Source organism: Kitasatospora azatica KCTC 9699, assembly GCF_000744785.1.
Classification (GTDB): Bacteria; Actinomycetota; Actinomycetes; order Streptomycetales; family Streptomycetaceae; genus Kitasatospora; species Kitasatospora azatica.
Genome location: NZ_JQMO01000002.1, coordinates 175,117 through 187,644 on the forward strand (window position 1 = coordinate 175,117; position 12,528 = coordinate 187,644).

At 68.7% G+C, this 12,528-nt stretch carries 10 protein-coding genes and 4 pseudogenes; 10 read left to right on the plus strand and 4 right to left on the minus strand.

The genetic code is table 11. The features are described 5' to 3' along the window. Positions 1 to 114 precede the first annotated feature (114 nt). Both BR98_RS01405 and BR98_RS01410 read left to right on the plus strand, forming a co-directional pair. Positions 115 to 1,128 carry a helix-turn-helix transcriptional regulator gene (locus BR98_RS01405; protein ID WP_035839172.1) on the plus strand — a complete coding sequence of 338 codons (1,014 nt, stop codon included), beginning with the start codon at positions 115 to 117 and terminating at the stop codon, positions 1,126 to 1,128. Between the two features lie 281 nt (positions 1,129 to 1,409). Beyond that, positions 1,410 to 2,246 (plus strand): ATP-grasp domain-containing protein, encoded by an 837-nt coding sequence (locus BR98_RS01410; RefSeq protein WP_035839174.1) that lies wholly within the window; start codon positions 1,410 to 1,412, stop codon positions 2,244 to 2,246. A 125-nt stretch (positions 2,247 to 2,371) separates the two neighbouring features. On the opposite strand, the pseudogene BR98_RS01415 reads toward BR98_RS01410, so the two are convergent. Beyond that, positions 2,372 to 4,195 (minus strand): annotated as a pseudogene (locus BR98_RS01415) (ATP-binding SpoIIE family protein phosphatase); the annotation flags it as partial. Between the two features lie 4 nt (positions 4,196 to 4,199). Here BR98_RS01415 and BR98_RS40780 point away from each other — a divergent pair. Together BR98_RS40780 and BR98_RS01425 are read left to right on the plus strand one after the other, a co-directional pair. Next, positions 4,200 to 4,895, plus strand: a pseudogene (locus tag BR98_RS40780) (TerD family protein); the annotation flags it as partial. Between the two features lie 68 nt (positions 4,896 to 4,963). Further along, positions 4,964 to 5,881, plus strand: a complete 918-nt coding sequence (locus tag BR98_RS01425; protein ID WP_035839176.1) for a DUF6891 domain-containing protein — start codon at positions 4,964 to 4,966, stop codon at positions 5,879 to 5,881. Between the two features lie 226 nt (positions 5,882 to 6,107). Here the strand turns inward: BR98_RS01425 and BR98_RS01430 are convergent. After that, positions 6,108 to 6,383, minus strand: a pseudogene (locus tag BR98_RS01430) (transposase); the annotation flags it as partial. A 34-nt stretch (positions 6,384 to 6,417) separates the two neighbouring features. Next, complete coding sequence (locus BR98_RS01435; RefSeq protein ID WP_035839178.1) at positions 6,418 to 7,515, minus strand: hypothetical protein; 1,098 nt, start codon at positions 7,513 to 7,515, stop codon at positions 6,418 to 6,420. A gap of 297 nt (positions 7,516 to 7,812) precedes the next feature. Between BR98_RS01435 and BR98_RS01440 the strand changes: the two genes are divergently transcribed. The 5 genes and pseudogenes from BR98_RS01440 (at position 7,813) to BR98_RS42240 (ending at position 10,876) form a co-directional block, all read left to right on the plus strand. After that, a complete protein-coding gene (locus BR98_RS01440) occupies positions 7,813 to 8,538 on the plus strand; it encodes an ASCH domain-containing protein (protein WP_035842386.1) in 726 nt (241 codons plus the stop codon). A gap of 684 nt (positions 8,539 to 9,222) precedes the next feature. After that, a pseudogene (locus BR98_RS40785) lies at positions 9,223 to 9,563 on the plus strand (NF041680 family putative transposase); the annotation flags it as partial. Positions 9,564 to 9,570: 7 nt separating this feature from the next. After that, positions 9,571 to 9,963: a DUF6193 family natural product biosynthesis protein gene (locus tag BR98_RS01445; RefSeq protein ID WP_232247193.1), complete on the plus strand. Its 393-nt coding sequence runs from the start codon at positions 9,571 to 9,573 to the stop codon at positions 9,961 to 9,963. A gap of 217 nt (positions 9,964 to 10,180) precedes the next feature. After that, positions 10,181 to 10,651, plus strand: a complete 471-nt coding sequence (locus BR98_RS42235) for a hypothetical protein (protein WP_051969180.1) — start codon at positions 10,181 to 10,183, stop codon at positions 10,649 to 10,651. 3 nt (positions 10,652 to 10,654) lie between these two features. Next, entirely contained in the window at positions 10,655 to 10,876 is a 222-nt protein-coding gene (locus BR98_RS42240; protein WP_051969181.1) for a hypothetical protein, read from the plus strand. Positions 10,877 to 11,158: 282 nt separating this feature from the next. On the opposite strand, the gene BR98_RS01455 is transcribed toward BR98_RS42240, so the two are convergent. Next, complete coding sequence (locus tag BR98_RS01455) at positions 11,159 to 11,476, minus strand: barstar family protein (RefSeq protein ID WP_035839180.1); 318 nt, start codon at positions 11,474 to 11,476, stop codon at positions 11,159 to 11,161. A 751-nt stretch (positions 11,477 to 12,227) separates the two neighbouring features. On the opposite strand from BR98_RS01455, the gene ppnP reads away from it, so the two are divergent. Further along, a complete protein-coding gene (ppnP, locus tag BR98_RS01460) occupies positions 12,228 to 12,509 on the plus strand; it encodes a pyrimidine/purine nucleoside phosphorylase (protein WP_035839182.1) in 282 nt (93 codons plus the stop codon). Positions 12,510 to 12,528 lie beyond the last annotated feature (19 nt).

Consider the following 12,528-nt stretch of genomic DNA (forward strand, 5'->3'; position numbering starts at 1 on the left):
TGGCCGAAAGCGTCGCGCAGTGGACGCGGCCTGCCCGACCGGGCTCTCCCATGCTAGGAGCAGTTCAGGACGATCAGCTTCCTGATTCCTCGGCAGCTGCCTACCCTGTCCGACATGCAGACCGGAACGAGCCCCACTGCCCGCGCCCTGCGCACCCTCGAGATCCTGCGGACGCGCCCGGGCACGACGGCCGAGCAACTCGCGGAGAAGCTCGGCGTGACCGATCGCGCCGCACGTCGCTACGTCGCGATCCTGCGGGAGGCCGGCATCCCCGTGGACTCCGTGCGCGGCCCGCACGGCGGCTACCGGTTGCGGCGCGGGACCCGGCTGCCGCCGGTGAGCTTCACCCAGAGCGAGGCGCTCGGCCTGGTCATGGCAGTTCTCGACGGCAGGCCGGCCGCCACCGATCCCGGGGACCTCGTCGGTTCCGCCCTCGGCAAGGTCATCCACGCGCTGCCCGAGGGGATCGGGCGTCAGGCGGCCGCGCTGCGCGAGCATGCCGCTGCCGCGCCCGATCCGAGTGCGGCCTACGCAGATCCCGCCGTCACCAGCGTCTTGGTGGACGCGATCGCGTCCCGGCAGCGATTGCTGATCAGCTACCGGAGCGAGGCCGGCAACCAGTGGCAGGCGGAGGTGGACCCGTGGGCGGTCGTCGTACGCCGGGCGCGCTGGTACCTGCTCTGCCACTCCCATCGCGCGCAAGCAGTGCGCACCTACCGGGTCGATCGCGTACTGGCGGCCGAGGAGACTGCGATCGGATTCCGGATGCCCGAGGACCTCGACCCGGTCGCGATGCTGGAGGAGAACCTGGGCACCGGATGGGCCTACCCCACACGCGTGCTCTTCGACGCACCGGTGGAGCAGGTCACCCCGTGGATCGGGCCGTCGATGGGACGGCTCGAACCGGTGGGGGTGGCGGGAGAACGCTGCGTGCTCGTCGGCAGCACCCGCAACCCGGCGATGTACGCGCAGGAGTGGCTGGCGGCGGTCCCTCTCGCCTTCCACGTCGTGGGCGGGCCGGAGCTCCGGGACGCGGTTGCCACAATGGCATCCCGCCTTGGTGCGGCCGTGACCGGGCCGACATCGGAGGCCGGGCAGGGCTGGATCCCGGGCGTCGGTGGCGAGTGAGGGCTCCCTGACCTGTTGCTGGGTCAGTTGGTAACGGTCTGCGCTGCTCCAACTGGATGACCGCCGAAGTCGGCGTCATCACGGGCGACCTGCCCGTCCTCAGCACCCACCCAATGACAGCTGTGCAATGCCGGGCGTCCCAATGCGTCATGGCCTGGTCCAGCCGCCAACTCCTGGCCTGCGGCGATATGGGAGGCGAGGGCCCGAGCTGGTGGATCCGCTGCCCGAGACCGTGCCCAGCGGGACAGGTAGGTTTGTGGCACCGTCCAGGGGAGTCCACGATGCCCGACCGCCGTAGCGTTCTGTTTGTGACCGACCTCGCCTACCAGGCCCGGGGGCGGCGCTACTGCGACGAGGACATCTTCCTGTCCTCCCGACTGCGCGGCGACTTCGATATCGCCCTGTGCCACCCGCTGGATGCCGCCGCGCTGATGGGCGCCTTCGATGTGGTCGTGGTCCGCAACAGCGGTCCCGTGCTGCACTACCAGGAGGAGTACGACGCCTTCCGTGAGCGGGCCACGGCCACCGGCACCCGGGTCTACAACCCGCTGACCGGCCGCGGCGACATGGCCGGCAAGCAGTACCTGCTGGATCTGACCGCCGCCCGATACCCGGTCATCCCCAGCATCGACCGGCCCGAGGACCTGCACCTACTGCCTGACACCGACCAGTACGCGGTCAAGCCGAAGGCGGGCGCGGACTCCATCGGCCTGGCCTTCGTGCCCCGAGAGCAGCTGGACCGCCTCGCCTACGGTGACATCCTGGTCCAGCCGCGCATCGACTTCCGCTACGAGGTGTCCTTCTACTACGTCGACGACGCCTTCCAGTACGCCCTGCACGCCCCCGACCCCGAGCGGCGCTGGGTCCTTGAGCCCTACCAACCCTCCGACGCCGACCTGGCCTTTGCCCGGAACTTCATCGACTGGAACACCCTCGACCACGGCATCCAGCGCGTTGACGCCTGCCGCACCCGCGAAGGCGAGCTGCTCCTCGTCGAGTTGGAGGACCTCAACCCCTACCTGTCCCTGGAGCTGGTCCCCGACCAGACCCGCAGCTCCTTCGTGGCGAGCATGACGGAATCCCTCCACCGGTTCTTGGACACTCAGCCCCGCACCTGAGGCGGCACACGAGTCTGCGACAAGCGATCGCTCAGACTTTCGGGGCTTTCCTGACGGTCCATCAGGAACGGTCCGAGGGTCGTCGTGTGACGGCGAAGCCCTGGCCGGCCCGAATCTTCTGGACATCATGGCAGGCCGTTCGGGTCACCGGAGGGTGTCTGCTCCGTCCAGATGCACTTTCCGGACGCCGTGTAGCGCGTACCCCACCACTGGCTGAGTGCCGCGACGAGCTGCAGGCCGCGGCCGCCCTCGTCCGTGTCCGACGCGCGGCGAATGTGGGGGGTGGTCAGGCTTCCGTCGGAGACTTCGCAGATCAGGCTGGTGCTGCGCAGCAGCCGCAGGCGCACCGGGCCTTGGGCGTGTCGTACGACGTTGCCCACCAACTCGCTGACGATGAGTTCCGTTGCCATCGCCAGATCATCCAGGTCCCAGACCTGGAGTTGCTCCCGAACGTGCTTCCGAGCCTGCCCTGCCGCCCGTGGGTCTTCGGGGAGCTGCCAGGAGGCCATCCGGTCGGTGGTGAGCGCGTGGACACGAACGGCCAGGAGAGCTGCGTCGTCGCTGGTCGGGCGCTGATCGTCGGGAAGCAGCCCGGCTGTGAGGGTGTCGCACAGCCGTTCAAGGTCATCTTTGCGGTCGGTTGTGCGCAGGAACTGGCTGAGGTCGGCCATGCCCTGGTCGATCTCGCGGTGTGCGGATTCGACCAGGCCGTCGGTGTACAGGACCAGGATGCTCTCGTCGGGAAGTGTCAGCCCACGTGTTTCAAATGGCGGCTGGGCCACGCCGAGCGGCGGGTTCGCAGGCAGGTCCGGGAAATAGACGACGCCGTCGGGCTGGACGACGGCTGGTGGCGGATGGCCGGCTCCGGTGAGGGTGCACGTCCCGGTGGTGGAGTCGTAGACGGCGTACAGGCAGGTGGCGAAGGAGTCCTCTCCCAGGCCGCCCACGATGTCGTTGAGGTGGATCATGACTTCGTCGGGAGGCAGTTCCAGGTCGGCCAGTGTGGCGACGGCCGTGCGCAGCCGCCCCATGGTCGCCGCCTCGGGCAGGCCATGGCCCATGACGTCTCCCACGACGAGGGCGACACGGCCGGCCGAGAGCGGGATAACGTCGTACCAGTCGCCGCCCACGTCCGTACCCTGCCCCGCCGGAAGGAAGCGCGCGGCAGCCGTGCATGCCGACACCTCGGGCAGCCGGCTCGGGAGCAGTCCGCGTTGCAGCTCCTTGGCGCGGATGTGCTCGGCATCGTAGAGCCGCGCCCGCTCCAGGGCGTGTGCGACCAGGGCGCTGATCGCGGTCAGCAGAGTCTGCTCATCGGGAGTGAGGCGGCGGGGCTGGTCGAAGGAGACCGTGCACACGGCGAACGTGCGCCCGGAGACGGTCAGCGGCAAGAACGCCCAGGCCTGCTTGCCGGCCAACTGGGGCCGCATCTTCAGGAGCGGGTAGCGCTGCGCGTATTCCTGCGCCGAGGAGAAGAACGACGGCGCGCCGGTCAGCACCGCATCCCCGACCGGGTCGCCCGCCATGATCTGTCGGCCGCCGACCTTGTCGAGCAAGGCCTCGGGATAGCCGACGGCGCCCACGACCTGCGCCCGGTCTCCCTCGACGGCGATCACCGCCAGGCCAGTGGCGCCGAACGGCGGAAGCACCCGCCGGGCGACCGCATCGACCACATCGCGAGAGGTCCGCGCTTTGGCGAGTGCAGCGGTCAACTCGGCGATCCGGGCCGAGCGCTCTGCGGCGGCCCGCTCGGCGGCGGAGCGCTCGGCGGCGGAGCGCTCGGCCTCCTGCCGCCGCCGGTCGGTGACATCGGTGAGATAGAGGGTGAGTCCGTCCGGCCCCGGGACCAGCCGCAGATGATGCCGGCGCCCGGCCGCTATCCGCACGTCGAAGCCTGTCGGAGAGGCCAGTGCGGCCGCCTGGCGGCAGCGGGCTTCCAGGTCGGGGACCGCTGTGCGGATCACGGTGGCGGATCGCGCGGGTGAGATCCTGCTCGGCTTCTCCGTCAGCGGCGCCACGACGGAGACGGCTCTGCTGTTCGGCGAGTTGTACCGGCGGGCGGGCTTGTGGCGCTTCCGGGCGATCGGCCAGGGATACGACAGCGGACTCGGCGGACTCGCCACCGACTTCGGCATCGATGTCGACGACACCCCGGCCGAGGCTCCCGAGCCCGAAGCGGCCCTCGCCTCCGACGGACCGATCCCGCCCGCCCGCGCCGGCGCGGTCCCCCGGCACGGTCCGCCGACCGCGCCGACGACCCCGGCTCGGCGGCCGCGCACCGCCAAGAAGAAAGTCGTCCTGCCCAAGATCGCCGCCAAGCCTGCGCTGGCCGAGAACGAGAACTGGCACCACGCACGACTCTTCCCGGCCTCCTCGCTCAAGAACGACCGCGAGCGCGAGATGCGCGCCACCTCGGTCCTGCTTGCCGTGATGGCGCACGTACCGGAGTTCGGGCGCCGCCTCACCGCGCCCTTCGGCTCACCCGCCGGCCGGCTGGAGACGTTCACCGAGGTCGTGCTGCCCCACGGGGACACGCCCAGGCGCCCTGACGGCGTCATCCGGGTCGAGCGGGCAGGCAAGCTGTGGACCGCGTTGCTGGAGACGAAGACCAACGGCAACCGGCTCAACGCCGACCAGGTCCAGGACTACGACTGCTCGATCTGGACCCTGAGGAGGCGGTGCGAGCCGCTGTCAGGAGGGTGTGTCAGAGTCTGCGGATGCTCGAGATCGTGGTGAAGACGGAGAACGGGGAGCGGCACGTCCGCGTGTCTGCCGAGGACTTGGCCGAGTTGGTCCGGCGCATCGGCGGTGACGGTGACCGGTTCCTGGTCGTCCAGCGGGCACCCGACCTGCCGGACGTCTTCGCCCAGGTCTGGCACGAGTCCGGCGGCGACTACACGCTGGAGCACCGCGACGGCGCCGCCGACCGGCACTTCCAGACGATCGTCGACGGTCCCGAGACCGTGATCGCGGCGATGACTGGCTGGGCCGGTCGGAAGTCCGGTTGGGACGGCGGTCTGGCCTGGTCGTTGCTGGACATGGGTCCCGTCAGTGAGGTGCCGCCTCTTGACCTCGACGAAGGCGAGCGCGAGGAGTTGGAGAAGCGGGTCCGCGAGATGCTGGTCGGGGGCTACGCCTCCCGTGCCGAACTGGCGGAGCTCGCCGAGGAGTACCTGGTCACGGAGGACCGCCGGCCCGTCTCGCGCGAGCAGGCTGCGGCGCTGTCCGACCGGATGTGGCTGGCACGCGTTGCGGAGCAGACCGAGTGGCAGGGCGAGACCGACCCTGAACGGCTCACCCGCGCGTTCACCGCCCTGCAGGGGGCCGGCATCACCGCACGCGAAAACTTCACCTGCTGCCGCAGCTGCGGCCAGTCCGAGATCGGCGCCGAAGGCGGGCCCGACGCCCGCGGTTTCGTCTACTTCCACTCGCAGTGCACGGACGCCGCCGCGGCCGGCCACGGATTGATGCTGCTCTACGGCGGCTTCGACGGCTCGTCCGATACCACCGCAACCATCGGCCACGAGGTCGCAGCCGCTCTCGAAGCGGTTGGCCTCCCCGTCGAGTGGGACCGCGACCCCGACCGGGCTATCGCCATCACGCCCCTGGACTGGCGCCGCCGCCTGGTCGGATAGAGAAGGTCCGCAGAGCCTGTTCCTAAAGGTCCTGACGGAGTTTTCCCAGGTCAGGAATCGAACAGGGCCAATTTCAGAGGGCGCCGATGAGGCGGACCGGGATGGTGAGGAGGAAAAGCTGGCCTGCGGCGGCGGGCTGGAAGTCGAAGACGCCGGTGAAGGGACCGACGAGCAGCAGCAGGGTGTGCTGGTCACGCTACTGAACTTGAAAGCGTGATGTCGGCGGTCAGTCGTCCATGATCAGGCCGGTCTCGGCGAGACAGCCGTCGACGAGGTCCGGGCGGTACTGAATGCGCTTGAGCCGGCGTCTGACGGCTCTGGTGATCTGGCTCAGGTCGGCGGCAGCGAGGTTGCCGACGTCGCGCTTGACCAGGGACCAGATGACCTCTTGGGGGTTGAGGTCAAGCGTGTAGGCGGGCAGCTGGAACACGGTGAGCCACTCGGCGTTCGCGTCGATGAACTCCAGCATCCCGGCAGTCAGGTGGAGGCGGACGTTGTCCCAGTCCCTGAATGGCGCGAGCGTCAGCCGGCCAACGTCAGTTCTCCTGGGCCAGCCCCCACAGGTACACGGTGGTCCCGTCCTTCGAGATCGTGTGCCACCTGCCGCTCCCAGCCGCGCGCGCAGGTCCCGAGGCTGGGACCGGGTAGGAGATCTCGCCAAGCAGGTCCATTCCCCGTACGTCGACCAGCCAGTGACGAACCGAACCGTACCGGGCATCGCATTCGGAGGTGCCGGCAACGACGGTGTCCTCGTCCACGAAGGCCGCTTCGAAGTCCCAGTAAACCCTGCCGTTGCCGGTGTTCTGCGGGTGCGCCGGCACGGCGTCCGTGGCGTCCAGTTTCCGCGCGACCTTCCAGCCGTTCTCCAGCTGGTGGAGCGAGAGGGACCACTGCCCGACGGGCACGGTCAGAAGCCGCCGACCGGACGGGCTCACCGCAAGAAGGATCCGCTCGTCGCCAACAAGCTCGGCGGTCAACTGCTGCCCGTCCCATCGTCCCCACAGCACGGGCGACCCTTCTTCTCCCTCGCCGAGGCTCAGCCCCATCTGCGAAGGGTCCGGGTGTGACGTGTGCTCGGAACTGGAGGCCACGGTCCCGGTGTTCATACGTCCCACGGGCCTTCCGGCCGCGGCGGCCAGGACCACCCACAGTTCCTGGTCGTCCTCCGTGTTCCCGTCACTGACCAGCGGCCCGCGGACGTGTGCCCAGACGAGCTCGCCATCTGCGCTGACAGCGGCCGAGCCGCTGTCCGCATGCAGGTGGTCCTCGTCGTCCGCATACTCGTGGAACGACGCGTGCAGCTGAGGACAGCCACCCCAGCAGCCATGTCGCACTTCCCACCGCGTCGCACCAGTCGCCTCCACCGACCGTACTGCGTGCACGCCGGCGAACACCGCTGCATCCCGCTCCGGTGACACCGTCACCGTCCCAAAGCGGCGGGGCCAGGGCGCGGGGAAGCGGATCTCAGCGCCTCGGCCAGCATCAGGCTGATCAACGTCGACAGCCACCACCTCAGCGTCGCCGCGCTGCACCAGGAGCGTGCGGTCCGGCCAGCACAGCACCTGCGGAGCCTCTGCCGTCCCCGGGTCCAGCGGTGCAGTAACGGTGGCGATGAGACGAGCGGCGATGGTCACGGTTTCTTCCAGCCACAGACGACGGACAACGTGAGGGCCTGACAGCCCAACCCTATGCGCAATGCCAACGCCGCCGAGCGGACCCCGAGCCGGGCGCTGAGGCCACCTCCGACAGGCCGACATCACGCTTTCAAGTTCAGTACTCACGGGTGGCGACGATCTCAACACCCGGAGGCGAGCTGGACCATGGTGTCGGAGTGCGGTCCCGACTCGACGGTGACTCCTCGCGCGTGGCCGAGAACATCAACCCGGCAGACGTTCTCGGTCCATCGCACTATGGTCAGCACCATGGTCTCCATGAAGCTCTTCGACTCCGAGCGCCGCGTCATCGAGGCTGCGGAACGGCTCGCCGCCACGCTTGGGAGCGACCCGAACCACACCGTGGCCGCAGCGGCGATGGACACGGCCGGCAGGATCCATGAGGCGGTCAACGTCTACCACTTCACCGGTGGACCGTGCGCCGAGCTCGTCGTACTCGGTGCCGCCGCAACAGCGGGAGCCGGACCGCTCGTCACCATCGCCGCCGCGGGAGATCGAGGTCGTGGCCTCATCCCGCCGTGCGGGCGCTGCCGCCAGGCGCTTCTCGACCTCCATCCCGACATCTTCGTCGCCGTACCGACCGACGAAGGGCCGGCGCTGCGCCCGATCCGGAAGCTCCTGCCGGACACCTACTTCTTCCCCGATGCGGATGCGCGTCGAATTGTCCGGTTCAACAAGCGCTACTACGAGGCCATCGCCACCGCGCGGAAGACCTCCACCGTCCGCTACGACGATCCGATCGCGCTCGGGCCCGCGATCTTCCTCTTCGAGGACGACGACGCCCACCGCACGTTGGACGGCACCGTCACCGGCGTCGAACGCCACCGGCTCGATCGCCTCACCGCCGAACAGGCTCGGCTCGACGGCGGCACGAGCATCGACGAGCTCAAAAAGGGCCTACAGGACCACTATCCAGGCCTGCCCTCCGATGCCGAGGTCGAAGTTGTGACGTTTACCGTCGAAGCGCCTGACGCCGAACAGTGATGCTGCGATCGGTCCGAGGCCGATGCGTCGCTCCCCGGGGGGCCACTCCGAGCAGGATGATCTCGGATTCAGGACGACTCGCTACGGGGTGTCGTCCGCTGGGGTGTTGACGCGGTTGGCGTACTCACGGTGGTCCTTGCGCTGAGTCGAGGTGACCGGGGCCGAGGGGCCGTCGAGAGGCTGGCAGCGAGTCAGAAGCCGCCAGTGGATCGAAGGGCACGGCGCTGACGCGGAGCGTGTAGCCCTGTCAGCAAACCCTGTCACCAGCTGCCGTCGAATCTGATTGGATCCGCGCCACCACGAGGCCGCGGAAAGCCCGGGTTCATTGGACGCCCGCCAGACCTGTCGTCATTCGTTCGTTTGACGACAGACAGGAAGCAGAGGAGGCGGACCTGGCGGCTGGATCACGGCCTGTCAGAGGGTGTTCTGTGAGCCTTCTCCGGGCTTCAGCTTGAGGTGGGGTGGCGACGGGGGATCAACTCAGGCACTCACCGGGTCGGCTGGACCGCCAACGGGCCAACTGAGGAACTACGTCACAACAACCTGCCTTCAAGGACTACGAGAACAACCCAAGACTCGCAGAACACCCTCTCAGAACTTCTGACAGCAATACCGGTTTCCTGGTCCGTTCCTAACTCGGACCCCGAGCCATGGGAGAGTGGGTCGGAGGCCGATGTTCATCGCGAGCACACGTTCCGTCTGTTCAAGCAGGCACTTGGCTGGACGAAGCCGAGGCTGCGAAGCCCACAGGCTGCGGACCGGTGGACGTGGCTGGTGATCGCCGCCCAAACCCAGCTTCGGCCCGCCCGTCCCCTGGCCGACGACCTCCGCCGCCCCCGGGAGAAGCGGACCGAGTCGAACAGGCTCACCCCGGCGCGGGTCCGACGGGGTTCAGGAACCTCCACGCGATGACCCACGCGCCAGCGCGTGCACCAACATCGACCCGGCCCGGCCCCGGCCGACCGCCCGGGTCGACGAGCCGCCGTTCGGCGCCACCTAACGACGTTGGCCGCGTCCGGCCATGATGTCCCAATGACACTGAGGCCATCGAGCGATGACGCTGTCGAAGCAGGCTGGCAGAAGGTCCGCGCTGACGGACGCGTGCGCCCGGAGCTGCTGGAAGCCGCATACGCCGAACCGCGCCTGCGGCAGCTGTTTCCCTGGACCGGTATGGGTGAGCTGCACTTCAGCCGCTGCACCGAACAACGGTGGACGTGGGACATCCCCTACATCCAGCCCGCAGCCGGCGACAGCTACTGGGTGTCAGGTCCTCTCCGTTCGCAGACCGTGGGGCCTGCGGAGTCGGTCGCTCAAGCCATCGCCATGGTTTTGGAGCGCCTCCCGGTCGGCTGCGGGCCGGCCTTCCTCGGCACTCCGGAGGAACTCGCTGTCCACGAGGCGACGCAAGGGCAGCTCGACGGCTAACGGCAAGCTCAGCGCCTGTGCCTGAACCTGTAGTTCCCAGTCAGCGGCTTGTCGGGCCCTGGTGTGTGCAAGGAAGCCGTTCGGACAGGCGTCGCGGTGATGGCTGTCCGCGCGGCTCCTGGGTACGGCCCGCGGTCCCCACGCGCCGCTCACTGAGCGGGAGCGCCGGCTGCTCGACGAGCTGGGGCGGGAGCAGCGGGAGCGTGAGGCCCAGCCGATGCCGATGCTCGCGCTGGCGCAGCTGTACCGGCGCGACGTGCCCGACCTGCCGGCCGGACCGGGCGACTGCGACCTGCTGCAGGTCTTCTGGTGCCCTCTCGACTCGCACGGCCCCACCGGGTACGGCCGGGCGCTGGACCTGAGGTGGCGGCGCTCGCGGGAGGTGGGTCAGGTGCTCTCCATGCCGCCGCAGCCACAGGTCGTCGGCCGCGAAGGCCACGTGCCTGAGCCGTGCGTGGTGCATCCGGAGCAGGTGTTCACCTATCCGTATGCCGACCTCCTGCCCGAAGACCTGTGCGCCCGGATCGATGCGTGGGAGGACGCCCTCATGGAAGAGAGGTTCGATGAGGACGCTGCGCAGCCGGAAGGGGCTGGCACACGCGCGTCAGTCGACTATCAGTACGACCTGTCCATTCCGCCGGGCTGGCGTGTGGGAGGTTACGCCTCCTGGCACAGGACCGACCCCTAGCCGATGGACTGCCCGACCTGCGCGACGCCGATGCATCTGCTGCTCACCGTCGACAGCTCGGAGTGGGACGGCGGCAGCGGCAGTTGGACGCCAGTCGAAGATCGCGGCCTGCCCCCACACCTGTACGCCACGCCGACCGGCGTCATTGTGGGCCGTTCTGGCGAGCTCAACATCTTCGCCTGCCCCACCGATCCCGCGCATCCACACCGCTGGGCCATCCAGTAGGCAGTTCGCTTCCTGCGCCGACGTCGATGCGATGCGATGCGATGCGACCGGACGGCTGCCAGGAGCTGACACGAGCTCAAGTCAGGCGGCAACGTTCCGGCCTTCAGCAGTTCGGTGTGCGGGTGCTCTTGCCACGTGCCACTTGCTGCTGGCGAGCAAGGCGGCGGGTCATCAGGCTGATCGCGGCCCAGTTCAGGTGGGCCGCGAATTCTCCGAACTAGAAAGGCTCCCCCCGCGTCGTCACGTGCGTGAGGACATGTCCGCTGCTCGGGCCCGCGCTTGCTATGCCAGCTCCTCCCAACCGCTCTCGGTTTCGATCCGCGCCTTGAACCGTTCCTTGCGCCCGAAAGCGGCATCCTCGCGGGCCGCCCGTCGCAACACCGAACAGATCGCCCCGAACTTCGCCGCCCCCAGCGCCTCCCGGCTGGCCTGCGCCTGCTCCCAGATCAGCTCCACCGGACGCTCCGCGTCCGTGGAGAGGCGGTCCCACAGGGCGTTGAGGTTCCCGCCGTAGTAGGGGCCGAAGTCCAGCGGGCCGGACAGGGCGTCATGCACATCCGACTCGGTCCGGATCAACTGTCCGTCAATGACAACCCTCATGCGACGATCCCTCCATGCACGTCCCCGCCCTCACTCAGCGCACCCCGTATTGGGTGATCACCAGTCCTGCCGACGATCCGTAAGTGGCCGAGCCCGCCGCAGCGCTACTTCGCCAGGGCAGGACCGGCTCCCGTCTCGACGGCCGTGAGCTGCTCGAACCTAGCGAACGCTTCCGGACTTGGCCGCGAATTATCTTCTCCCGGGCACTGTCGGGCAGGTCCCCGGGGAATGAGGCGGCGCGGGTCGATGCCTCGCGCCCGGTTCGCCGCCAGACGCCCGGCCCGTCCACCCAGGATCCTCTCGATGGTCCCCTGCACGGGTTCGACCAGTGGGCCGACGGTGTGGAGGCCGTAGCGGGCCAGAGTCCGGTCCTGCTTGGCCCGTGGCCGTCCAGCACGGCCACGGGAAGCGGTACCGGGAATGCCTCCTGTTGCTTGCGCCACCGAGCGGGATCGCCATGGCAGCGAATGGTGCGTTGTGCCGGATGGGGGAATTCGGATCGCCCGGAAAGGAGGACGACGGGCAGTTCCCGGAAAGCAGCAGGGAATACCGCAGCTGTCCACGGACTGGGCCGACGTTGCAGGCAAACCCGGGATGCGGTAGGCGCCCATTTCGGCGCCGATCAGTTCCCGTCCGCATGGCGGTGGACACTTGATGAACGGGTGGTCACCGCTGCTAGAGTTCCCGATCGGTGACCGGCCGCCGCCGAATACCTGGCAGCCGTCTCCGTTCACTTCCCGGGAGGATGTCCATGTTCAAGGTCAATGAATACTTCGACGGCTCGGTCACGTCAATCGCCTTCACCCAGGAGCAGGGACCGGCGACCATCGGCGTGATGGCTCCCGGCGAGTACGAGTTCGGCACGGCCGCCCGGGAAATCATGCACGTGGTCAGCGGCGCCCTCACCGTCAAGCTGCCCGGCGCCGACGACTGGGAGACTTTCACCGCCGGCAGCCGCTTCGAGGTCCCCGGAGACAGCAAGTTCCAGCTCCAGGTGGCGGTTGACACCGCCTACCTCTGCGAATACCGCTGACCCACCACGGCGGACGCGG

Coding starts and splice junctions, on each gene's coding strand:
- BR98_RS01455 (WP_035839180.1), bottom strand. CDS start 11,476: ATGAGGGTTGTCATTGACGGACAGTTGATCCGGACCGAGTCGGATGTG.
- BR98_RS01445 (WP_232247193.1), top strand. CDS start 9,571: ATGACACTGAGGCCATCGAGCGATGACGCTGTCGAAGCAGGCTGGCAG.
- BR98_RS01410 (WP_035839174.1), top strand. CDS start 1,410: ATGCCCGACCGCCGTAGCGTTCTGTTTGTGACCGACCTCGCCTACCAG.
- BR98_RS42240 (WP_051969181.1), top strand. CDS start 10,655: ATGGACTGCCCGACCTGCGCGACGCCGATGCATCTGCTGCTCACCGTC.
- BR98_RS01425 (WP_035839176.1), top strand. CDS start 4,964: ATGCTCGAGATCGTGGTGAAGACGGAGAACGGGGAGCGGCACGTCCGC.
- BR98_RS01405 (WP_035839172.1), top strand. CDS start 115: ATGCAGACCGGAACGAGCCCCACTGCCCGCGCCCTGCGCACCCTCGAG.
- ppnP (WP_035839182.1), top strand. CDS start 12,228: ATGTTCAAGGTCAATGAATACTTCGACGGCTCGGTCACGTCAATCGCC.
- BR98_RS42235 (WP_051969180.1), top strand. CDS start 10,181: ATGCCGATGCTCGCGCTGGCGCAGCTGTACCGGCGCGACGTGCCCGAC.
- BR98_RS01440 (WP_035842386.1), top strand. CDS start 7,813: ATGAAGCTCTTCGACTCCGAGCGCCGCGTCATCGAGGCTGCGGAACGG.